The organism is Streptomyces sp. CNZ301 (genome assembly GCF_004217425.1).
This window is the reverse complement of record NZ_SHLG01000002.1, coordinates 87,199-109,780: the sequence shown is the minus strand read 5'-3', so window position 1 is coordinate 109,780 and position 22,582 is coordinate 87,199. Positions and strand designations below refer to the sequence as shown.

At 71.5% G+C, this 22,582-nt stretch carries 20 protein-coding genes; 9 read left to right on the top strand and 11 right to left on the bottom strand.

Annotated elements, in window-relative coordinates:
* The first annotated feature begins 14 nt into the window (after nt 1–14).
* The 3 genes from EV375_RS24665 to EV375_RS24655 all read left to right on the top strand — a co-directional run bounded on the left by EV375_RS24665 (nt 15) and on the right by EV375_RS24655 (nt 2,214).
* Complete coding sequence (locus tag EV375_RS24665; RefSeq protein ID WP_130302164.1) at nt 15–689, top strand: glycosyltransferase family 2 protein; 675 nt, start codon at nt 15–17, stop codon at nt 687–689.
* Between the two features lie 194 nt (nt 690–883).
* Nucleotides 884–1,498: a TIGR04282 family arsenosugar biosynthesis glycosyltransferase gene (locus EV375_RS24660; RefSeq protein ID WP_486588867.1), complete on the top strand. Its 615-nt coding sequence runs from the start codon at nt 884–886 to the stop codon at nt 1,496–1,498.
* Nucleotides 1,495–2,214, top strand: a complete 720-nt coding sequence (locus EV375_RS24655; protein ID WP_130302162.1) for a methyltransferase domain-containing protein — start codon at nt 1,495–1,497, stop codon at nt 2,212–2,214. Before EV375_RS24660 ends, EV375_RS24655 begins: the two co-directional genes overlap by 4 nt.
* Here the strand turns inward: EV375_RS24655 and EV375_RS24650 are convergent.
* A complete protein-coding gene (locus EV375_RS24650; protein WP_130302161.1) occupies nt 2,201–3,688 on the bottom strand; it encodes a hypothetical protein in 1,488 nt (495 codons plus the stop codon). The genes EV375_RS24655 and EV375_RS24650 overlap by 14 nt on opposite strands.
* A gap of 819 nt (nt 3,689–4,507) precedes the next feature.
* The gene (locus tag EV375_RS24645) at nt 4,508–5,935 is read right to left on the bottom strand and encodes a lipase maturation factor family protein (protein ID WP_130302160.1); all 1,428 of its coding nucleotides are present in this window, start codon (nt 5,933–5,935) and stop codon (nt 4,508–4,510) included.
* A gap of 137 nt (nt 5,936–6,072) precedes the next feature.
* On the opposite strand from EV375_RS24645, the gene EV375_RS24640 reads away from it, so the two are divergent.
* Nucleotides 6,073–7,077, top strand: coding sequence for an acetylxylan esterase (locus EV375_RS24640; protein WP_130302159.1), 1,005 nt, complete (start codon nt 6,073–6,075; stop codon nt 7,075–7,077).
* A gap of 111 nt (nt 7,078–7,188) precedes the next feature.
* Here the strand turns inward: EV375_RS24640 and EV375_RS24635 are convergent, their stop codons facing one another.
* The 5 genes from EV375_RS24635 to xylB form a co-directional block, all read right to left on the bottom strand.
* Nucleotides 7,189–8,682 (bottom strand): acyl-CoA synthetase, encoded by a 1,494-nt coding sequence (locus EV375_RS24635; RefSeq protein ID WP_165434840.1) that lies wholly within the window; start codon nt 8,680–8,682, stop codon nt 7,189–7,191.
* 43 nt (nt 8,683–8,725) lie between these two features.
* Nucleotides 8,726–9,502: a bestrophin-like domain gene (locus tag EV375_RS24630; protein WP_130302157.1), complete on the bottom strand. Its 777-nt coding sequence runs from the start codon at nt 9,500–9,502 to the stop codon at nt 8,726–8,728.
* A gap of 78 nt (nt 9,503–9,580) precedes the next feature.
* Complete coding sequence (locus EV375_RS24625; protein WP_130302156.1) at nt 9,581–10,351, bottom strand: hypothetical protein; 771 nt, start codon at nt 10,349–10,351, stop codon at nt 9,581–9,583.
* Nucleotides 10,352–10,533: 182 nt separating this feature from the next.
* Nucleotides 10,534–11,757, bottom strand: coding sequence for an ROK family protein (locus EV375_RS24620; protein WP_130302155.1), 1,224 nt, complete (start codon nt 11,755–11,757; stop codon nt 10,534–10,536).
* 85 nt (nt 11,758–11,842) lie between these two features.
* Nucleotides 11,843–13,282, bottom strand: coding sequence for a xylulokinase (gene xylB, locus EV375_RS24615; RefSeq protein WP_130302154.1), 1,440 nt, complete (start codon nt 13,280–13,282; stop codon nt 11,843–11,845).
* Nucleotides 13,283–13,409: 127 nt separating this feature from the next.
* Between xylB and xylA the strand changes: the two genes are divergently transcribed.
* Nucleotides 13,410–14,576, top strand: coding sequence for a xylose isomerase (gene xylA, locus EV375_RS24610; RefSeq protein ID WP_130302153.1), 1,167 nt, complete (start codon nt 13,410–13,412; stop codon nt 14,574–14,576).
* Between the two features lie 48 nt (nt 14,577–14,624).
* Here xylA and EV375_RS24605 read toward each other — a convergent pair whose 3' ends face one another.
* The gene (locus EV375_RS24605; protein ID WP_130302152.1) at nt 14,625–15,662 is read right to left on the bottom strand and encodes a sigma-70 family RNA polymerase sigma factor; all 1,038 of its coding nucleotides are present in this window, start codon (nt 15,660–15,662) and stop codon (nt 14,625–14,627) included.
* A 348-nt stretch (nt 15,663–16,010) separates the two neighbouring features.
* Nucleotides 16,011–16,277 (bottom strand): SGM_3592 family protein, encoded by a 267-nt coding sequence (locus tag EV375_RS24600; RefSeq protein ID WP_130302151.1) that lies wholly within the window; start codon nt 16,275–16,277, stop codon nt 16,011–16,013.
* Nucleotides 16,278–16,630: 353 nt separating this feature from the next.
* Here EV375_RS24600 and EV375_RS24595 point away from each other — a divergent pair, with 353 nt between their 5' ends.
* Nucleotides 16,631–18,121 (top strand): amino acid permease, encoded by a 1,491-nt coding sequence (locus EV375_RS24595; protein ID WP_130302150.1) that lies wholly within the window; start codon nt 16,631–16,633, stop codon nt 18,119–18,121.
* An 81-nt stretch (nt 18,122–18,202) separates the two neighbouring features.
* Here EV375_RS24595 and EV375_RS24590 read toward each other — a convergent pair whose 3' ends face one another.
* Together EV375_RS24590 and EV375_RS24585 are read right to left on the bottom strand one after the other, a co-directional pair.
* A complete protein-coding gene (locus EV375_RS24590) occupies nt 18,203–19,258 on the bottom strand; it encodes an EamA family transporter (RefSeq protein WP_130302149.1) in 1,056 nt (351 codons plus the stop codon).
* 381 nt (nt 19,259–19,639) lie between these two features.
* Nucleotides 19,640–20,125 (bottom strand): ATP-binding protein, encoded by a 486-nt coding sequence (locus tag EV375_RS24585; RefSeq protein WP_130302148.1) that lies wholly within the window; start codon nt 20,123–20,125, stop codon nt 19,640–19,642.
* A 138-nt stretch (nt 20,126–20,263) separates the two neighbouring features.
* On the opposite strand from EV375_RS24585, the gene EV375_RS24580 reads away from it, so the two are divergent.
* The 3 genes from EV375_RS24580 to EV375_RS24570 are packed head-to-tail and all read left to right on the top strand — an operon-like array spanning nt 20,264 to nt 22,215.
* Nucleotides 20,264–21,133, top strand: a complete 870-nt coding sequence (locus EV375_RS24580) for a Scr1 family TA system antitoxin-like transcriptional regulator (RefSeq protein ID WP_130302147.1) — start codon at nt 20,264–20,266, stop codon at nt 21,131–21,133.
* Between the two features lie 3 nt (nt 21,134–21,136).
* On the top strand, nt 21,137–21,373 hold the full coding sequence (locus tag EV375_RS24575; protein ID WP_037975153.1) for a DUF397 domain-containing protein: 237 nt from the start codon (nt 21,137–21,139) through the stop codon (nt 21,371–21,373).
* Nucleotides 21,374–21,387: 14 nt separating this feature from the next.
* A complete protein-coding gene (locus EV375_RS24570; RefSeq protein ID WP_130302146.1) occupies nt 21,388–22,215 on the top strand; it encodes an SAM-dependent methyltransferase in 828 nt (275 codons plus the stop codon).
* The last annotated feature ends 367 nt before the right edge of the window (nt 22,216–22,582 follow it).

The following is a 22,582-nucleotide window of genomic DNA, read 5'->3' as shown; positions in this document are numbered from 1 at the left end:
GTAGGGTGAGGCAGATGGAGATGACCACCAACTCGCAGTCCTGGCAAGGCGACCTGGTGCTTCCCTGCCTGAACGAGGCCGAGGCGCTGCCGTGGGTGCTGGAGCGGATTCCGGCCGGATGGCGTGCCCTCGTCGTCGACAACGGTTCGACCGACGGTTCCGCGGAGATCGCACGTGACTACGGCGCCACAGTGGTGCGCGAGGAGCGCCGCGGGTTCGGAGCCGCCTGCCACGCGGGGCTGCTCGCGGCCGAGGCGGAGTTCGTCGCGTTCTGCGACTGCGACGCCACCCTGGACCCGGGCATCCTGCCGCGCGTCTCGGCCCCCGTCCGCGAGGGCACCGCGGACCTCGTACTGGCACGGCGCCGCCCGACGCGGCGCGGAGCGTGGCCGCTGCACGCCCGGCTCGGGAACCGCGCTCTCTCGCGCATGGTGCGGCGCCGTACCGGCGTGCGGCTGCACGACCTGGGACCGCTGCGCGCAGCCCGTCGCGAGGCGCTGCTCGGACTGGGGCTGACGGACCGCCGCAGCGGCTACCCGCTGCAGATGGTGGTGCGCGCCGCCGACGCGGGCTGGCGCATCCACGAGACGGAGGTCGACTACCTGCCCCGTTCGGGCAAGTCGAAGGTGACCGGCACATGGCTCGGCACCTGGCACGCGGTGCGCGACATGCAGGCGGTCCTGCGATGAGCGGCACCGGGGACGGCCACCGGACTGGGGACGGCGGCGCCGTGGGCCCCACCCCGACCGCACCCGGCGTCCGGCTGCCGCTGCCCGCCGCGGCACCTGACTCCGCGGCGGGCCTCGTCCGTCGGCCCGCACCCGCCTACGCACCCCAACCCGTCTCCGCCGAAGCACCCGTACCCGCACCGACGACCCTTCTCGTGATCGCCAAAGAGCCGGTCCCGGGCCGGGTCAAGACACGTCTGACGCCCCCCTACCGTCCCGGGGACGCGGCCCGGCTCGCCGAGGCGTCGCTCGCGGACACCCTGGAGACGGTCGCGCGAATGCACGTGCGCCGACGCGTACTGGTACTAGACGGACGGCCGGGGCCCTGGCTGCCCGGCGGGTTCGAAGTGGTGCCGCAGTGCGGCGGCGGCCTCGACGCACGGATCGCGGCCGCGTTCGGACTGTGCGACGGGCCGGCGCTGCTCATCGGCATGGACACCCCGCAGATCACAACCGAACTGCTCGCCCTCGCCACGGACTCCGGCCCGTGGGACGAGCGCGACGCCTGGTTCGGCCCCGCGGCGGACGGCGGCTTCTGGGCTCTCGGCATGGCACGCCCGCAGCCCGGCCTCGTGCTGGGCGTGCCGATGTCCAGGACGGACACGGGCGCACGGCAGCGTCACCGGCTCGTCGAGGCGGGACTGTCCGTACGGGACCTGCCGCTGCTGCGCGATGTGGACACCGCTGCCGACGCAGCCCGGGTCGCCGCGCTCTCCTCGGGACGCTTCGCCTCCGTGCACGCGGATCTCGCCCGGGCGGTGGCGCAGTGAGTGCACCCGCGCCGGCGTGGTGTACGGAGCAGGACCCGTACGCGGACGCGCTGCGCGCCGGCCGCGGACCGCTGTTCCTGCAGCGCCGCGACGGCTGGCTGCTGCCGCTGGAGGTGGAGCGGTGGTGTGCGCAGGCCGACCGGGCGGACATGAGCGTCCTGCGCCGCTGCTCGGGCGCCGTCCTCGACGTCGGCTGCGGCCCCGGGCGGCTGGTGGCGGCGCTGTCCGGGCTGGGCGTGCCCGCGCTGGGCGTCGACACCTCCCCGGCCGCGATCGCCCGTACGCGCGGCGCGGGTGGCACGGCGCTGCAGCGTTCCGTGTTCGACCCGCTTCCGGGCGAGGGACGCTGGCAGAGCGCACTGCTTCTGGACGGCAACATCGGAATCGGGGGCGATCCGCCGAGGCTGCTGGACCGCATACAGGAACTCCTCACGCCCGACGGGCTGTTGTTCGCCGAGGCCTCGTCCGCGGAGGTGGAGGAGCGGAGCGAGGTGCGGCTGTACGACGGCACGGACGCTCAGGGCCCGGCCTTCCTGTGGGCGAGGCTGGGCCGGGAAGCGCTCAGGGAGCGTGCCGCGGAGGCCGGCTGGCGGGTCGTTGAGGAATGGCGGTGCGGTGAGCGGCCGTTCATGGCCCTCGGACGCGCCCGCCCTCCGGGCCCGTCCTGGAGGCCGGGGAACGGTCCGGGCCTGTCGGCCGTACTCACCAGCCAGTGATCAGCAGGTGGTTGACCGTCAGCGCGGTGGCCGCCTGCGCCGCGAGCCACCAACGGCGGCCGCGGCGCGGCAGCAGCGCCGTCGCCGGCAGCAGCCACTGCGTGAACGGCAGCCAGATGCGTTCCGTCTCGCCCTTGCTCATCCCCGACAGGTCCGCGGTCAGCACGCAGCACACACCGCCCGCGACGAGCAGCAGCAGCGCTGCGCGCCGCCTCGTCGACTCCGCCCGCTCGGCGTCGGCTTCCCCGCCTCTTCGGCGGGTCCGGCGGGCCCGGAAGAAGGCGGTGGCGGCGGCGCCCGCCCTGCGCAGGGACGCGACGACGGCAGGCCCTGCCACAGCAGTCTGCGCCGCCAGGTTCGCCCACACGAAATAGCCGTAGGGGCGGACCCGCGCTGCCCCCTGGTAGTAGCGCTCGACGAGGGTCGACCAGCCCTCGAACCACCAGAACCCTGCGGCCGTGAAGAGGACGAACCACGGCGCCATGCCCAGCAGTACGAGGGGAACGGGGCGCACCGCACGGGCCGCGGCCAGCACCGCCAGAGCGAGGAACCCCGTCAGAATCAGCCCGTACGACAGATAGCAGGCCAGTCCGAACAGAAGTCCTGAGCCCACTGCGGCCCACGCGGGAGCCCGTACGCTGCGGGTCGCCGCAAGGGCAAGCAGCGCCAGCGCCCACGCGTTCACCGCCGTGAAGTAGCCGTCGGCCGAGACACCGGTCCACACGACGGCGGGTGTGAGCACCACGTAGGGGGCGCACGTGCGGGCCGCCCTCTCGGAGACCAGCGAGCGGACCGTCACCAGCACGGCCGCCACTGCCGAGGATCCGGCGGTGATGACGAAGACGGTGGCCCAGACGCCGCCTCCGAGTCCGACCCGGTCGAGCCCGACGAAGGTCAGCAGCGCCGCCGGCGGATGGCCGGCGACATGCGGGGGCCAGTTGTCCGGCGCGTCCATGAGGATGCGTGATGTGAAGCCGCGCAGTGTCGCACCGATGTCCTCGACGTCGCCGACGGACTGCAGATACTCATAACCTGTCGTCAGCCGCGTGGCGACGCCCCGGTGCCAGCCGTCGACGAGCGTCAGCGACCAGCTCCACGCCATCCCGGCCGCCCACGCCGCGGGCAGGAGCGCACGCCAGGGCAGGGTCCCGGCGAGGCGCGGCCCGTAGGCGATCAGGAGTACGGCCACGGCAGGCGCCAGGACGGTGCCCGGCCCGGCGTGCGGCATCCAGTACGCGTAGAGGGGCGGCCAGCGCAGCCGCAGCGTGCCGGGGCTGTCCGCGTAACTCCGGCCCGCCACCGCCGCCGCCGTGAAGAGCAGTGCTGCCGCGGCCACTGCGCAGAGGTCGAGCACTGTGCGGCGGCGGACGGAACGGGGTCCCCGGACGGTGCCGCCCGCCCCCGATCGGCGGCTGGTCCCGCTGCCCGGGCCGGTTCCGCTGTCCGGACCGTCAGTTCGTGTGGAGGTGGTCACCTCCTCACCGTAGGGCGGTGACCAGGGGCGCAGCGGCTCTCCGGGGCAGATGTCACCGGGTCGTCAGATCGGGGATGTCGGACCGGCGATGTCAGACCGGGGGTGTCAAGCGGGGGTGTCAAGCGGCGGGGTCGGCGGCGTGGCCCTCGGGCGATTGCCCCGGAGCACGGGGGGCTTCGTTCTGCCGCCGGGAGCAGGGGAGCGTGGCATGAATCGAGCTGGGCCGTGGCAGCGGTCCGCCGCCCGCGCCCCGCCCGTCATCCGTGGGCGGGTCTGCCCTCTGCGGACGCGGACTTCGCTCACTTCGCCCCCTGTGCACCGGGTGCCTGGTCGGCCGCATGGCCGCCGAATCACCCCGTGGCGGAAATGTGACCGTCTGGCATCTTGCGCAATTGGGACATGCGAGCGCAGTCTCGGCATCAGTGGCCGGCAGGGCTCGGCGTCGGCCCTGGACTCCCGTTCGCCCCTGTGGGGGGTGGTGGATGGGGTCGCCCCGTCTGTTCCTGTGGGGGGAGCAGGCGGGGCCTCGCCTTTCGTGGACGGTTGCGGCACCCGGCGCCCCTTCTCGGGTGAGCTTGAATGCGGCTGTGACGGTGGCCAGGCACCGGCTTGTGAAAGTTGCGACGCCGACGTTGACGGCAAACCAGCCAAGGCGCACGATTCCAGCCATCAGGTGTGGCCCGGTCCTCCCCGACGTCCCCCGCACCGGAGAAGGGGCCTCACCGGCCGTTGCTTTCGGCGGCCCGGTGGGTCCCCGGAAGGATGCGACCAGGCCGAAGGACCGCTCCCGCACCGCCCGGGCGGCAGCCGGCCCCAGCACTAGCGTGCCCGGTCCGCGTCCCTCGTCGCCCGGACGGGCGGGAGGAACTCCCGCACCAGCGTGCGGTGCCACCAGTGGCCTGTCTCCCGCCGCTCCGCGCGGGTCGTGAACCGGTACCGGTACAGCAGTGCCCGTACGTGCGTGGGCGGTTGGTCGGGAAAGGGATTGAACCGCAGTAGCCGCAGCGTGTCGCGGTCGCCCTCCAGCAGACGGGCAACGAACGGTTCGAACCAGCCGGCCGCATAGGCGGGGGAGAGGGCGGCGAACCACATCTGCCAGTCCAGGCGCAGATGGTACGGGGCGAACTGGCGCGGCAGACGGCTCACATCGCCGGGCTTGCCCTTGAAGCCGTATTCCCGCCAGACCGTCTCCTCGCCGGGCAGCTCCTCGTCCGTGCCCTCGATGACGATCTCGTGCCGCACCCGGGTGACGCTGCCGAAGGCACCGTAAGTGTTCACCAGATGAAGCGAGTTGAAGGAGGCGTTCATCTGCTGGCCCCGGCTCACCATGTTGCGCACGGGCCAGTAGCTCAGCACCAGCACAACGGTCGTCACGGCACAGACCACCACGACGTACCACAGCGGCGGCGGGGCGAAGGACGGCGCCCCGGAGAAGGCCGAACTGTCCACGGCTGCGAGGGCGATGACGATCGTCAGCCAGTTCAGCCACGAGAAGTTGCCGGACAGCACCAGCCACAGCTGGGTGACGATGACGATCGCGGCCGCGAAGGTGGCCACCGGCTGCGGCATCAGCAGCCCGAAAGGCACGACGAGTTGAGCCACGTGGTTGGCCGCCGTCTCCACGCGGTGCAGCGGCTTGGGCAGCCGGTGGAAGAACCAGCTCAGGGGGCCGGGCATCGGCTGCGTCTCGTGGTGGTGGTCAAGGCATGTCAGCTCGCGCCAGCAGCGGTCACCGCGCCACTTGATCAGCCCCGCGCCGAACTCCAGCCGGAAGGCCAGCCAGCGCAGCAGCCAGAGCACGAGCACAGGCGGAGCCGTCTCGTCGTTGCCGAGGAAGATCCCCAGGAAGCCGGCCTCCAGCAGCAGCGACTCCCAGCCGAAGCTGTACCAGACCTGTCCCACGTTGACGATCGAGAGGTACGCGAGCCACAGCAGCGCCCACATCAGCATCGACGCCCACAGCGGAACGGCGTCCGCGGCGCCCGCCGCGATTGCCGCCGACAGCGCCGCGCCGGCCCAGCAGACCGATGCGAACAGCCGGTCGGAGCAGCGCCACTGAAAGAGACTCGGAAAGGCCCGGAAGGGAACGCGCCGCACGAACCGTCTCACCGGGGTGAGGCCGTGCTCACCGATCAGTGCCCGGAACTGCAGCGCTCCCGAGACGAAAGCGACCAGGTAGATGCCGGCCAGCGCCCTCTGGAGCACGAGCCGGGTCAGCCAGTAGTCGGATGCCGCGAACCAGTCCATGTGGCACGGATACCACCGTCGTGGTCCGTCATGGGTGGTGAGGGGGCGAAGGGCGCGGCGGGGCGGGTACCGCTGCCCGTGCCATGCTGGGCCTCCGCCGGGCACATGGAGGGCCGGAGCGTTCGCCGAGGAGACACATGCCGCTGACCGACATGCCGCTGGAGCAACTTCGTGGCTACCGGCCCGAGACCGCAGCGCCGGACGACTTCGAGGACTTCTGGGCGGGCACCCTCTCCGCGGCCCGGGAAGCGGCAGGCACGGCACCGCCGGTGACATTCCCGCGGATCGAGGACTCTCCGCTGCGCACGGTGGACGTCCACGACGTGCGCTTCCCCGGCTGGGACGGGCAGCCCGTGGCGGCGTGGCTGCTGCTGCCGCGCGGCGCCGACGTACCGCTGCCCACGGTCGTCAACTACATCGGCTACGGCGGCGGAAGGGGGCTCCACACCGAGCATCTGCTGTGGAGTGCCGCCGGCTACGCCCACCTCGTCGTCGACAGCCGCGGCCAGGGCCATGCCACCCCCGACCCGGACCCGGCGCCGGGGCCACACTACGTGGGCGGCTTCATGACCCGCGGTATCGACGGCCCCGAACACCACTACTACCGCCGGCTGATCACCGACGCGGTGCGCGCCGCCGAGACCGTGCGCAGCCATCCCGCGGTCGACCCCGCGCGCGTCATCGTCACCGGGCACAGCCAGGGAGGCGGCCTGGCCCTGGCAGTCGCCGCCCTGGCCGGGACGGACGTCGCGGCGGCCCTCGTGGACGTGCCGTTCCTGTGCCACATCCGGCGCGGCGCCGAACTCGCCGTGGCCGGTCCGTACCCGGAGATCGCGCACTATCTCGGAGTCCACACGCGAGACGACCCCGAGAGCGTCTTCTCCACGCTCGAGTACTTCGACGGGCTGCACTTCGCCCGGCGTGCGGCGGTGCCCGCACTCTTCAGCGTCGCCCTCATGGACCCGGTCTGCCCGCCGTCCACCGGCTTCGCCGCGTACAACCACTACGCGCACGACGACAAGGACGTGGTGGTCTGGCAGTTCGGCGACCACGGCGGTGGGCGCGGCTCGCAGACGCTGCATCAGCTGCGCTGGCTCGCCGACCGCGGACTGGCGCCGGACGGCGAGCGGCAGGGAGCCTGACCCGGCGGCTGCCCGCTTCACCGCACCGGCCGTGCCGCCTTCTGCGAAGCGCCGCAGACCGCGGGCCCAGCACGAGCGGCGTGGCCCGGGGTCACGCCCGGCTCGCGCGGTTCACTCCGTGGGCTGTGCCGCCTCTGGCGGGCCGACCAGCTCCCGCTTGAGGATCTTGCCCATGTCGTTGCGCGGCAGGGCGTCCCGGAAGTGCACGGTGCGGGGCCGCTTGTGCGGGGCGAGCTGCGCCGCGACGAAGTCCGCCAGTTCCTCGCCTCGCGGTGGTGAAGCCGGCTCGGCGGGCACGATCCAGGCGACGACGTGTTCGCCGAGATCCGGGTCCGGTGCGGCAGTGACCGCGGCCTCGGAGACGCCGGGATGCGACAGCAGCACGTTCTCGATCTCGCCGGCACCGATCTTGTAACCGCCGCTCTTGATGAGGTCGGTGGCCTTCCGCCCCACCAGCCGCACGTAGCCGTCCGCGTCCCGCGTGGCCATGTCGCCCGTGCGGAACCAGCCGCCGTCGAAGGCCCCGGCCGTGGCGTCGGGGCGGTTGAGGTACTCGGTGAAGAGATTGGGACCGCGCACCTGCACCTCCCCGACCACGTCTGTGCCGTCAGGTTCTGCCCCGCCCTCGGAGCCGATCCGTCTGCCCGCGTCGTCGACGAGGCGCAGGTCCACATCTCGCAGGGGCACGCCGACGGTGCCGGGCCGGGGTTCCCCGTCGGCGCGGACGCTGGTGTTCATCAGCGTCTCCGTCATTCCGTAGCGCTCGATGACGTGGCGCCCCGTCGCTTCGGTGATGCGCCGGTGGTCGTCCAGCGGCAACGGAGCGGAGCCGGAGACGAGCAGCCGCGCACCGGCGAGCGCCTCGACAAGCCGCGGCTCGGAATCCAGCGCCTCCGCCAGCCGGTGGTACATGGTCGGCACGCCGAAGAGCATGGTGCCGCCTCCGGCGAGGGCGTCCGCCACTGCCTGTGTCGAGAATCGCCCGAGGTGGTGGAGGCCTCCGCCGCGGCGCAGCGGGCCGAGGACGCCCAGGATCAGGCCGTGCACATGGAACAGCGGCAGCGCGTGCACGACGAGGTCGTCCCCCGTCCACTGCCAGGCGTCCTCCAGCGCGTCGAGCGTCACGGCGACCGCACGACGGGAGAGGACGACGCCCTTGGGCGGCCCGGTGGTGCCGGAGGTGTAGACGATGAGTGCCGGCGACTCGGCGTTGGGCTCGGGCACGAGCGCCCACGTGGTGGCGTCGGCCTCCCCGGTGACCGCGATGTCCTTGCGGGGGACCCCGCTCAGCGCCTCGGGCAGCTCGGCGTCCGGCTCGGCCAGAACCATGGAGGGTGCGCTGTCGGCGACCACGTGCGCCAGTTCGCGTTCGCCGCTGCGCGGGTTCACCGGCACCACGGGAACACCGGCGAGCAGGGCGGCCACCACGGCGACGGCGGTCTCCAGGGTGGGGGTGGCCCACACCGCGATCCGCCCGGCGTCGCCGATGCGGGTGGCCATCTCGCCCGCCGCTGCCGCGAGCTGCCGGTAGCTGAGTGCGCGCTCACCGAAGCGGAGGGCAGTGCGGCTGGACTCGGTGTGCAGCGCGGGCAGGAGCAGTGACACCCGGTTCTCCTCAGACGATCCCGACCGTGGAACCGTCAGCATCTCATCCGCCTGTGACGTTGCTGCCTGCCTGGGGGAAGAGCGCTGTGAACGCCCCCGCCGGATCGGTCAGTCCGCGGGCGAACGGCTCGTCGAAATGCCGGACGAGGAAGAGCAGGAACGCGATGAGCGCGGTGAAGATACCGGCCAGCAGCAGCTCCCTCGTCGACCGCTGGATCTGCAACGCGAAGAGCATCCCGACCGACACCACCGCGCCGGCGAACAGCCCCAGCCAGACGACGCCCGGCAGCGTCGGCTCCGCGCTGCCCGCACGGCTGGTGCGTGCGGCGTCGACCGCCGCGACACGGTCCGCCAGCGCCGCGTATGTCTGCTCCTCACGTGACGTGCTCGGCTCCCAGGCCAGTACGTCCTTGCGCAGCTGTGCGAGGAGTCGGCCGCCGCGAGGGGTGAGACTGCCGTGCTCCACCATGTACGGCCACTCCTTGACGACGGTGTGGTGGACGTAGGCGGCGACGTCCGCCCTGATCCGCTCGCGGGGGGCGGCGGGGGCGGCCTGGGCTCGCTCGTGGACCTCGTGGAGAGCCTGCGCCTCGTCGGTGGCCACGTCGTCGGCGACGTTGCGTGCCTCCCACACACCGGCGATGGCCAGGCCGAGCACGATCGCGTACACCACCCCGGTCATCATCGTCATGTACTCGATCACGTCGGGGGTTTCGGAGGGGTCGTCGGAGGCCGCACGCCGCTGCCGGAGCACGACGGCCACGGTCACGGCGGCGCAGGCGGTGAGGGTCGCGAGGACGAGGAGCATCCATTCGGGCACGGGTGCACTCCCTTGTGATCGGCGGGGGCGTTCGGCGGAGGCGGCGGGGGCGAAGGCGCCGAACGGCACCCGCCCTGTTCAACGGCCGAAGGGGGACGACGACGGAGGCGGGCCCGAACCGGTGCCGCCGCGCTGCGAGTTGCCGGAGCGGCCGCTGCGGGCTCGCAGCGCGGCGGCGGCGAGCACGGCGGGAGCCACCAGCAGCAGAAGCCGCCCGGAGAGCGGCAGCCGGCCGCTGTCGGTGCGGGGGACCGGTTCGAGGCGAGCGGGTGCAGCCGGACGGGAGTGGGTGGGCGCGGGGGAGGGGACCGCCTCGGGCGGGCTGGGCCGCCCCTTGGGAGGCGGCACGTGTGCGGGCTGCGGATGGCGGTGCACGACCGGGGCCTGGGCCCGGGGTTCGTCACTGGGCGCCGGCTGCGGAGTCGGAGTGGCGGAAGGCGGCGTCGGCCGGGGCGGGCCGGGGGACGGCGGCGCGGTAGGTGTGGGCGTCGGGACGGGCGGGGGCGGCGTTTCCGGTTCGCAGACGCACTCCCAGGAACAGTGCTGTGCGGCCAGTGCGAGCCGGAGTCGGTCGGCGATGACGGTGAGTGACACGGCGTGGCACGTGCCGTCCCGGGCGGCGAGCCGGAGCCGGACACCGGCCGCTTCGAGGGCGAGGCCGAGACCGCCACCGTCGGGAAGGCGGTCCGGGTCGTCGTCGATGCGGGGTGCGGGTATGCGTCGCGTGCCGTCGTCCGTTCCGGCCGGCGGCGGGGACCAGGCCGCCGCGGGTGCGGCGCAGGTGAGAGCAAGTGCCGCACCGGCCACGGTGGTTGAGGCGGCGCGGTGCCATCTGTGGCGTCGTGTCACGTGACCGAGCATGTGGGGCGCCGCCTGGACACGGCACGGCATCCCCCCGGTATTCGCCCGAAGTGCTGAAGTAGGCAGCGCAGTTGACGAGCCGGGGTGCCGGGCGGGCCGGATCGCTGCCGGTGACGGCCCGGGTTCTGCCCCGTGCCGCCGGCCGCCCGCCGTGCGGGGTGCTCAGCCCGTCAGGGGGCGACGGCGTACGGCAGCGGGTCGTCGAGCACCGAGCGTACGACCGAGTACGCGGCACCCAGCGACGGGCCGTCGCTGCCGATCGCCGAGACCGCCACCTCCGGCACGGTGTCCTCAGCCGCCGTGCGCCGCCGCAACTCCCGCTCCAGCGGGGGGAGAAGCCAGGGCGCCAGCCCGGCGAGGGCGCCGCCGAGGAGAACCGCCCGTGGATCGAGAAGGTTGACGGCTCCGGTGAGCGCGATGCCCAGGGCTCTGCCGGCACGGCGCAGAGCCCGCAGAGAAGCCTCGTCGCCGTCCTCGGCGCGGGACTTCAGCCTCGCCAGCGCCGCGGTGCGCCCGCCGGAGCCGCGCACCGGGATGCCCGCGGCTCGGAGCAAGGCCGCCTCGCCGGCGTACTGTTCGAGGCATCCCGAGCCGCCGCAGGCGCAGAGCGGGCCGTCCGGCTGCACCGGCACGTGGCCCAGCTCCCCGGCGAACCCCCTGGTGCCGCGCAGGAGTTCACCGTCGAGGACGACTCCGGCGCCGATGCCGACCTCGGCCGAGACGTGGATGAAGTCGCGCCGTGCCGACTTCTTCCCGTTCTCACCGTTCCCCCCGGCGAGCCACAGCTCCGCCAGCGCACCGAAGTTGGCCTCGTTCTCCACCGTCAGCGGCAGGGAGGGACCCGCCGTGGCGAGGTGCGCCGCCAGGTCCGTGTCGTACCAGCCGAGGTTCGGTGCGCGTACCACGGTCGTCGACGAACGCGTGACGAGCCCGGGTACGGCGACGGCCAGGCCCGCCGGGCGCAGGCCCGCGGCGCCCGCCTCCGTGACGACGCGGTCGAGGAGCGAACTCAGGCGCCGCAGCACGCATTCCGCCCCGGCCTCGGCGTTGGGTCTTTCGTCCCCGGCGCGCACGCGGACCCGGCCTTCGAGGTCGACGGCGCACACCGTCAGATGGTCCACGCCGATCTCCGCACCGATGCCGCACGGGCCCAGGCCCGTGAGCGCCAGCGCATTGCCGGGCCTGCCCACCCCGCCGGAACGGCCCGGGCCCAGCTCGACGAGGAACCCCGCGCGCAGCAGCTCTTCGACGAGGGTGGAGACGGAGGCGCGGGTCAGCCCGATCCTCGCCGCGATGGAGGCACGCGAGACAGGAGCGGCGCCGGCGACCGCGTACAGCACACGCGAGAGATTGCGCTGACGCATCTCCTGTTGCGAGTTGGGTGGGACTGCCATGAACCTAACGTCCGTTGCTCCGCTGTGAGTTGAACCCGCCCGCCCGGCGGGGCGTGCTGGTCCGGCCGGGTCGCCGGCAGGGGTGTCAGCGCTGCCGCAGCAGCGTATCCGCCCCCGCGAGCGTGTCCGCGACACGGGTCAGGGTGGCCTCGTCCCGCGGGATCGCCTCGTAGGAAGGACCGTTCGCGGTGCCCCAGCGGCGGGCCACGGCCGCCGGGTCCTCTTCCAGCAGCAGCCCCGCCGCCTGGGCCGCGGCGCCCAGCGCCACGAGCTCCTCGGCGCGCGGCACCTGTACCGGCCTGCCCGACAGGCGCCGGACCGTCTCACGCCAGGCGGTTCCCTTCGCGCCGCCGCCGATCAGCAGCAGTGGGGCGTTCTCGCCGGCATCCTCCCCGCTCTCCCCGTCCAGCACCTTGTCCAGCGCCCGCAGCAGGGCGAAGACCGCCCCGTCGTAGGAGGCCTGAAGGATCTGGCCGGCGGTGGTGCCGTGGCGCAGGCCGCTCAACAGCCCTGAAGCGTACGGAAGGTTGGGGGTGCGCTCGCCGTCGAGGAACGGCAGGAGTGCCACCTCGCCGCCGGCTTCGACAGCCTCGCGGTCCAGGGAGAGCAGCGCGGCGACGCGGTCGACGGCCAGCGTGCAGTTGAGGGTGCAGGCCAGCGGAAGCCAGTCGCCGCGGGCGTCGGCGAAGCCCGCCACGGTGCCGGTCGGATCGGTGGGCCGGCGCGAGGAGACGGCATACACCGTGCCCGACGTGCCGAGGCTCAGCACGGGCTGTCCCGGGCGAAGGCCCAGCCCGAGCGCGGCGGCCATGTTGTCGCCGGTGCCGGCCGCGACCAGCGCGCCCGCCGGCACCGGCAGACCGGACCGCACGGTGCCCGCCGCCTCGCCCGGAGTCGTCACGCGTGGCAGCAACTGCGGTGAGAGGCCGATGAGTTCGAGCATCTCCTCGTCGTAGGCGCCGGTGGAGCTCGCCCACCAGCCGGTGCCGGAGGCGTCGCCCCTGTCGGTCGTCCCGTCGCCGGTGAGCCGGCCCGTCAGGTAGTCGTGCGGCAGCCTGACCGCTGCAGTGGCGGCGGCGGACGCCGGCTCGTTCTCGCACAGCCACGCCCATTTGGTGACGGTGAAGGCGGGTGCGGGGACGCTGCCGAACCGGTCCGCCCAGGCGTCCGGACCGCCCAGCTGCTCGATGAGCCGGTCGCTCTGCGGTGCCGAGCGCACGTCGTTCCACAGCATCGCGGGGCGCACGGGCCTGCCGCCCGCGTCGAGTGTGACGAGCCCGTGCTGCTGCCCGCCGACGGACACGGCCGAGGCCTCCTGCGCCGCACGGCCGCACTGTTCGAGAGCGGTTCCGAGCGCCTGCCACCACTCCTCCGGGTCGCTCTCGTGGCCCGGTCCCGGCGTGACGGTGTGCGGCGCCTGGCCGCGTGCGACGACCTCGCCGGTGGCGGTGTCGACGACGAGTGCCTTGGTGGACTGCGTGGAGCTGTCCACGCCGATGACGAACGGTCCCTCTGGTGCGGACATGAATCCCCTCAGCCTCCTTCTTCGCGGCCTCTTCCCACGCTGCCGTCGCTGGGCGCATACTAATTTGTCAACGGACATGACTAATAGCCGTGTGCGCGAGGAAGTGCCACGGGGAGAGGGCGGCGGAATGAACTACGAGCCGACGCCGGAGGACAGGTTCAGCTTCGGTCTGTGGACGGTGGGCTGGCTGGGACGCGACCCCTTCGGTGAAGCGACCCGCGCGCCGCTCGACCCGGTCGAGGCCGTGCACCGGCTCGCGGAACTCGGCGCCTGGGGCATCACCTTCCACGACGACGACCTCATCCCCTACGGCACCCCGTCCGCCGAACGGGAGGCCCACGTCAAGAGGTTCCGGCGGGCCCTGGAGACCACCGGTATGACCGTCCCCATGGCGACGACCAACCTCTTCTCCCACCCGGTCTTCAAGGACGGCGCCTTCACCGCCAACGACCGCGACGTGCGCCGCTACGCCCTGCGCAAGACGATGCGCAACATCGACCTCGCGGCCGGACTGGGGGCCAGGACGTACGTGGCATGGGGCGGCCGCGAGGGTGCGGAGTCCGGCGCGGCCAAGGACATCCGCGCGGCGCTGGACCGCATGAAGGAGGCGTTCGACCTGCTCGCCGAGTACGTCACGGAACAGGGCTACGACCTCCGCTTCGCCATCGAGCCCAAGCCGAACGAACCCCGCGGCGACATCCTGCTGCCCACCGTCGGGCACGCACTGGCGTTCATCGACCGGCTGGAGCGGCCGGAGCTCTTCGGCGTCAACCCCGAGGTCGGGCACGAACAGATGGCGGGCCTGAACTACCCGCACGGCATCGCACAGGCCATGTGGTCGGGGAAGCTCATCCACCTGGACCTCAACGGTCAGTCCGGCATCAAGTACGACCAGGATCTGCGCTTCGGTGCCGGAGATCTGCGGGCCGCCTTCTGGACGGTGGACCTGCTGGAGGGCGGTGGCTACGAGGGCCCGCGTCACTTCGACTTCAAGCCGCCCCGCACCGAGGACTACAACGGGGTGTGGGCGTCGGCGGCGGGCTGCATGCGCAACTACCTGATCCTGCGCGAGCGTGCGGCGGCGTTCCGCGCCGACCCGGCGGTGAAGGAGGCGCTGCGCGACTCGCGGCTCGACCAGCTCGCCCTGCCCACCCTGGAACCGGGCGAGACGCCGGGACGGCTCCTCGCGGACCGCTCCGCCTTCGAGGACTTCGACGCGGACGCGGCGGCCGAGCGGGGCATGGCTTTCGAACGCCTCGACCAGCTCGCCATGGACCATCTGCTCGGTGCCTGAGCTCCTGCCGCTTGCATCTGCACCGTGCCCGCGGAGGACGGCGGTCGCTCAGCGTCCGGCCGCGTCCGCGGGCACGGACTCCGGCAGCCCGAACAGACGGAAGAGACCGTCGCCGAAGAAGGCGCCCACGTGTGCCACGTGGCCGTCCTCGATTTCGAGCACCTGCAACTGGAAGGGCTTGTAGTCACCGCCCTCATGCCGGCTGTACAGCGCGAAGGCGGGCTGGCCGTTGGCAGCGGTCGGGATCATCAGACCCTCGCCGGGGCCTATAGGGCACTGCGCGCCGATGAGCCGCGCTATGGCATCGCGTCCGCGGAACCACTCGGGGAACGGAGGCATCTCCCAGACCGCGTCCTCCTTGAAGAGCTGCACGATCGCCGTGACGTCGGAGTTCTCGAACGCCTTGGCGTAGCGGTCGAGAAGCTCGCGCTGGGCGGGGTCGGTCGGCTCGGACAGCTCGTCCTCCGTGAGCGCCGCCTGCTGAAGCTGGGCACGTGCGCGCTGGAGGGCGCTGTTCACGCTCGCCGTCGAGGTCTCGAGCAGCTCGGCGACCTCTGCGGCCCGCCACTTGAGGACCTCGCGCAGCAGCAGGACGGCGCGCTGCCTCGGGGGCAGATGCTGCAGGGCGGCGACGAGCGCGAGCCGCATGCTGGAGCGCGAGACGACGACCGCTGCCGGGTCCGAGGGCTGCTCACCGCGGAACATCGCGTCGGGAACCGGCTCCAGCCACGGCACCTCCGGCGCCTCCACCACGGGGCGCTCCGGGTCGTCGCTGGGCGCGCCGATCCCGGAGGGCATGGGCCGGCGGCCACGGCTCTCGATGGCGGTCAGGCACGCGTTGGTCGCGATCCTGTACAGCCACGTACGCAGCGACGAGCGCCCCTCGAAGCGGTCGGCGGCCCGCCATGCCCGCAGGTAGGTGTCCTGCACGAGGTCTTCGGCGTCGTGGACGGACCCCATCATCCGGTAACAGTGCGCCAGCAGTTCGCGGCGGTAGGGCTGGGCCCGGTCCAGCAGATCATCACGGCTGAGAGGGACATCGGCGGACGGCGCGGTGACGGAGTCGCCGAGGGTGCTGTCTGTCATGGAACGGGCCTTTCGCCTTTCGACTGCGGTGGCGGGTGGTGAACCGGCCCGCAAAGTATCGCAAGGCTGTGCGAATCTTGGGAGCCGTACGGAGAGATGTCTCGGTTCATACTGCTATTGATACGGACATTCTCCGCCCATCAGTCCTCTGACCGGAATGGTCCGGCCGGTAAAGAAGAGTCGCGTGAGGGAATTCGTCGCCGTGGAGCGCACCGCTCCGGGGAGTCGGGGCCGGTGCGGTGAAGACGGGCGCGCGTGCGGTGCGGGTGGCGGACATGCGCACGCAACCTCTGACCTCCTGGCCGCGCAGGGCGCCGGACCAGGAGGCACACGCCGTTGTGTGTTCTCTCAGTCGTCCTTGCCGCGGCGCCGCTTGCGCGCCCTGCGGCGGCTCTTGCTGAAGAACCATCCGGCGGGAGGAGCGTCGGCCCGCCAGGGCTGCGGTTCGGGCGGACTCTGCCGCCAGCGTTCACGCAGCATCCGCGTCCGCGCGGCCGGCTCCTTCACTTCGGCGCCACGGATGAAGTTCTCGTCGAAGTCGAGCCCTTCGTCCCAGTTCTGCCCGCTCTCCTCTTCGCCCCCGTCACCACTGCGGCCCCGTGGCTCGCTGCCCATGGGCCATGCCTCCGTCCCGTTTGTCCGTCTCGTCGACATCTGTAGTTTCAACGCCTCGGCGGGCAGCCGTGTTCCACGCCACCGGCTGCCGGGGTGCCGCCGCCGGAATGCGGACGCGGGCGCGAGAATCCCCGAGGCGGAATGTGCCGCACCGGGTGATAACTCCTTGATTCTCTGCGTCACTGGGAGTGCGTGTATTCACCCTCTGTAGCGGTGACGCGGATCACATTGACCTTCCGGTCTTCCTGGCTGTTCAGTGGCCCACTGACTCAGTCCGCAGAGAATTCCTTTGCAGAACCTTTGAATGGCCTATCGGTTCAAGGAATTGCCAAGGGAAATAAAGGAACCAGCAAATGGGCATGCGACCGCCGAACGTGACCGAGAGTACGGACGGCAAGGACTCCGGGCACGCTTCCACCGATGGGCCCGCAGAGCAGGACTCCCTGCGGGCCGGCCTCAAGAACCGGCATCTGTCGATGATCGCGATCGGCGGGATCATCGGTGCGGGTCTGTTCGTGGGTTCCGGAGCGGGGATCGCCAAAGCCGGCCCGGGCATCATCGTCTCCTACGTCGTCGCAGGGCTTCTCGTCGTCCTGGTGATGCGGATGCTGGGCGAGATGGCGGCGGCAGACCCCTCCTCGGGCTCCTTCTCCACCTACGCCGACCGTGCGCTCGGACGGTGGGCCGGCTTCACCATCGGATGGCTCTACTGGTGGTTCTGGGTCGTCGTGCTCGCCGTGGAGGCCACCGCGGCGGCGACCATCCTCACCAGCTGGGTGCCCGCCGTGCCGCAGTGGACCTGGGCCCTGATCGTCATGGTGCTGCTGACCGCGACCAACCTCGCCTCCGTGGGGTCCTACGGCGAGTTCGAGTTCTGGTTCGCCGGGATCAAGGTCGTCGCGATCATCGCCTTCATCGTCCTCGCCGGCATCGCCGTCCTGGGACTGCTGCCCGGCTCCGGGACCTCCGGGGCGTCGAACCTCACGGCACACGGCGGGTTCCTGCCGAACGGCCCGGGGGCGATCCTCTCCGGGATGCTGCTCGTCGTCTTCTCCTTCATGGGCAGCGAGATCGTCACGCTCGCCGCGGGCGAGTCGGCCCACCCGGAGAAGATGGTGCGCCGCGCGACCAACAGCGTGATCTGGCGTATCGGCACCTTCTACCTGGGCTCGATCGTCCTCGTGGTGATGCTGGTTCCGTGGAACTCCAAGGCCGTGGTGGAGAAGGGCCCCTACGTGGCGACCCTCGACCAGATGGGCATCCCGCACGCGGGCACGATCATGGACGTCATCGTCGTGACAGCCGTGCTCTCATGCCTCAACTCCGGCCTCTACACGGCCTCGCGGATGGCCTTCTCGCTCGGCCGCCGCGGAGACGCGCCCAAGTCCTTCTCGACGGTGAACAAGCGTGGTGTGCCGGCGACGGCCATCTGGTCCTCCGTGGCCTTCGGGTTCGTCGCCGTCATCTTCAACTACACCTCTCCGGACACCGTCTTCCAGTTCCTGCTCAACTCTTCGGGAGCGGTGGCGCTCTTCGTCTGGCTCGTCATCTGCTTCTCGCAGCTGCGGATGCGGCGCGTGATCGAGCGGGACATGCCGGAGCGGCACACGGTGCGCATGTGGCTGTTCCCGTATCTGACGTACGCGACGATCGCGCTGATGCTCTTCGTCATCGGCTACATGTTCTACGACTCCGAGGGCCGGGAGCAGATGATCATGTCCGTTGCGGTGGCGGGCGTCGTGCTCGTCCTGGGGATCGTCCTTCAGCGCAGGCACGCCCGCCAGGCCTCCGGCGGAACGTCCGGGAAGGCCCGGGAGCACGCTTCCCCGGCCGTGGAGAAGTAGCGGCACGGAAGCGTCCGTTGCGGGCGGGCGGCGGGGCCACCGGAGGACCCGGGACCCCGCCGGCCGCCCGGCCGTGCGTGATCAGCGATCTGCCGCCGGCGATGAGGCGGCCCGCCCCGGCACCTGCCCGCGCGCGCTTCGCCGCGGGCCCGGCTTCCGGACCGGAACCGTGAGAACGACGAGCCCGAGCAGGACGAGGCCCGTCCCCGTCCACGCCCAGCCGCCGAGGCGCTCACCGACGACGGCCACCCCGAGAGCGGCGGCGACCACGGGTTCGAAGAGTGACAGCGTCGTCGCCGTGCCCGCTGTGACACGGGCCAGACCGGCGCCGAAGAGCACATATGCCACGCACATCGGCACCACTGCCAGATATGCGGCGACCAGCACGCCGCGCGGTGCGCTCAGCAACGGTCCGCCCGTGAGGGCGAGCACCGGGAGCAGTACGAGCGCCCCCAGCCCGAAGAGGCTGCCCATCGCCGCACGAGAGGTGTGCCCCGCGCGGATGATGCGCGCCCCGTAACAGGCGAAGACGGCGTAAGCGGCGCCGGAGAGGAGCCCCAGCGCGACGCCGCCCGGCACGTCGTGAGCGCCTTCCGGACCGTCCCCGGCGGTCAGCGCCAGCAGCGCGCACCCCGTAGCGGCGCAGAGGGTCGCGGCGAGCCAGCGCAGCGTCAGCCGCACGCCGACCAGCAGCCTCTCCAGCAGGGCGGCGAAGACGGGCGAGCAGCCGATCGTGACCACCGTGCCGGTGGCGACGCCCGCTCGGTCCATCGACGAGTAGAAGGCCAGGGGGTAGACGGCGACAGCGACGCCTCCCAGGAGCGCCCAAAGCGCAACGGGGCGGCCTGCGCGCAGCACGCGGAGCGCCGAACGTCCCGCGAGCAAGAAGGTGAGAAGACCGCCGACGCCCATGGTGGCGGCCCCTGTTGACAGCGGTGACGCGGAGGCGGGGGCGAAGCTCGCGGCCGTGCCGGTGGTGCCCCACAGCGTCGCCGCGGCGAGAACGAGCAGGGGCCCTGCCCCGCCGCGCCTGCCGCGGCCGGAGGAGGGCGAGCTCTTGGACGACGGCGCCTGCGGGGCGGGTGAGTCTGCATGCGGGTGCGCGTGCGAGGACGGACTGGCAGAGAAGGATGACATGCGGTTTGCGTCCTGATCCGTTGAAGGCCGGTGATCACGGTCATCGGAAGGGCGCAGCCGCCTCTGGCAGCGGGCGGGAAGACCTCAGTGGCGGCGCCGCGTGGAGCGGGCCGCCGGGAAGAGCCCGGACTGCCGGGGAGCGGGCGGGACGTTGGAACGCCGCCCGCGGATCAGTGCGCCCTCAGCGGGACGCGGGAGGCGGCGTGACCGCGTGCCAGTAGATCCTGTCCATGCCTGTGAGCGTAGCCGAAGGGCAGGGGCGTGTGCACCGGGGGTCCACCCGGTGCACAGCACAGCGCCACCGCCCCCCGTGCGGGGCGGTGGCGCTGCGCTGTGGCGGCGCCGGCCCGCGGCGGAGCGGGCCGCGTGGCAGTGACGCCCTCAGTCGTCACCGGGGGTGAGGGAACACGTCAGTTCCGCCCACACCGCGTGGCCGCTGTCCGGGCCGCCGTCGAGGCTGCGGCGGATGCCCCAGTCGTCCGCGAGGACGCTGACCAGCAACAGGCCGCGGCCGCTCTCCCCATCGGCGTCCACCGGATCGCCCGGAGGCGGCCGGAGCGGATCGGGACCTCCGCCCTGGTCGGTCACTTCGAGACACAACCGCAGGCCCACGAGCCAGAGTTCACAGCTGACCTTGTCACTGGCGGTGTGACGCACGGCGTTGGTGAACAGCTCGGACACGAGCAACTGCGCGTCCTCGCATGCCTGTTGATCGACTCGCCATTCGTGCAGGCGGTCGACAACTCGTCTTCGCGCCCACCCGACCGACGAGTTGAGCGCGGGCAGGCGGAACGCGTCCCGGAGCGGGCGTACCGACACAGCTGAGGGCCGATCTTCTAAAGAGAGGGCGTCATGGGGGGAAGCCACGGATCCACTATGAGCTTGTTCGGTCACACCTGGCAAGGATCAGTCTGCAAATTACAGAATCGTTCGAAGCAGGCTGTCGTCTCACAGGACGTCCATGCCAAACTGCTTGCTCATGACGGGAGTTGGAGGCGAGCGATAGTGGTGGACTCGCGGACGAGCGGTGGCGCCCCCACCGTTCTGCGGGTGGTTCTGGGAAGGCGCCTGCAACATCTGCGGGAGAAGTGCGGCCTGTCGTACGAAGAAGCGGGACAGGCGCTCGACGTCACCCACGCCACGGTCCGGCGGATGGAGAAGGCCGAGGTCGGCCTGAAAGTCCTCTACGTCGAGAAGCTTCTGCAAACCTACGGCGTCACCGACCCGACGGAGCTCGACCAGTTCCTCGCCCTGGTGCGCCAGGCCAACCAACCCGGCTGGTGGCATCGCTACCGCGACGTGCTGCCCGAGTGGTTCAGCGCGTTCGTCAGTCTGGAGAGTGAGTCGCACAGCATCCGCGCGTACGAACCGCACTACGTGCCGGGGCTGTTGCAGACGGAGGCATATGCGAGGGCAGTGCTGCGTTCGGGAATGCCCCATGCTCCTGAGGAGGAGGTCCGACGCCAGGTCGCGCTGCGGATGGAGCGTCAGTCCGTTCTCGACCGTGACGAACCGCCCTTGCTGTGGGTGGTGATCGACGAGACGGTGCTGCGGCGCTCCCTCGGCGGTCCGGAGGTGATGCGTGAGCAGATCGACGTGCTCATCGAGGCGAGCCGGCGGCAGCACGTCCGGCTGCAGATCATGCCGTTCAGCGCCGGCCCGCATCCGGCGATGTACGGACCGTTCCACCTCTTCCGTTTCCCCATCGACGAACTGCCGGACGTCGCATGCGCGGAGAGCCTGGTCGGAGCCGTCTACTTCGACCAGCGCGACGACGTGACGACCTTCCTGGAGGCACTGGACCGGATGTGTGCCCAGGCGGCACCCGTGTCGCGAACGGAGGCGATGCTCAGTGCAATGCGCAAGGAGATCTGAACCATGGGTCGTATCTACAACGGCATGCCCGCCAAGAACCTCGGTACCGAGGGCTGGCACAAGCCCTGGAGCGGCGGGAACGGCGGCAGCTGTGTGGAGGCTCTGAAACTGGATGACGGACGGGTCGCCCTGCGTCAGTCCACGGACCCCGACGGGCCCGCCCTCATCTACACCCCCCACGAGATCAAGAAGTTCATTCAGGGCGTTCAGGCCGGCGATGCCGACTTTCTGCTCGCCTGACCGGCAGGACCAACATGGAGGACGACGTGTCGGAGACGGGCTTCAGCCCTGAGCAGATCGACACCACCACGCCGCACCCGGCCCGTATGTACGACTACTACCTGGGCGGTCTGGACAACTACGAGGTCGACAGGGCGGCCGCCGAGCGTGTAATCGGGCACGCACCGTTCATCCGTCCGACCGCCCAGGGGAACAGGGACTTCCACCACCGCGCGGTGCGTACGGTCGTGGAGAGCGGCATCCGGCAGATCATCGACATCGGCACGGGTATCCCCACCTCGCCCAACACGCACGAGGTGGCACGGGCCATCGCGCCGGAGACGCGTGTGGCATACGTCGACAACGACCCCATCGTGGCGACGTACGCCGGAGCCAAGCTGACCAACTCGGGCAACGCGAGCTTCGTCCTGGCCGACCTCCGGGAACCCGAGGCGATCCTCGATCACCCCACCACGCGGAATCTGATCGACTTCGACCAGCCGGTCGCCCTGATGCTCGTCGCGGTGATGCACTTCATCCGCGACGACGAGAAGCCCGGCGAGATCGTCTCTGCGCTCACCAGCCGCCTGCCGAAGGGCAGTTGCCTGATCCTGTCGCATATCACCGCCGACTTCGACGAGGGCGACGAGGGGGCGCAGGCCGCTGAGGTCTACAAGAACACCACCGCGCAGCTCGTCATGCGCAGCTACGACGAACTCCTCCCGTTCTTCAACGGCTTCGAGCTCATCGAACCGGGACTGGTGAAGCCGCCGCTGTGGCGCCCGGACGGCCCGGTTCCGGGGGAGCGCGAACTCCTCGACCACCGTGGTTACGCGGGAGTCGGGTTCAAGGGCGGCGCGTAGCCGAGGAATCAGCGCGAAGCGCCGTACGGCACACAGTCGCACAGAGCCAGCCCCGGGCAGGGCCGCCGTTACGTGGGGGTGCGGTCCCTGCCCGGCGGCGTGTCTGCGTACAGCGTCTCCGAGTCGTGCTCCGAGCCGTCCGGGACGACAGGCTTCGTGACGCTCCGCTTCCCGTCCGGCGGTCCGGCCCCCGGGCGTCATCTCCCGGCCGCCGCCGATCCGTACCTACGCGCGTAACTGTCAACTCCCGTCGCGTGTAGGGATCTTCGCCCGGTGGAAGCTACCTTCCGGTACCGCGCCACGGCCGGACCGGAGTACAGGCCGCCGGGCTGTGAAGACGGCGTTCCTTTCCCGGACTTCATCAACA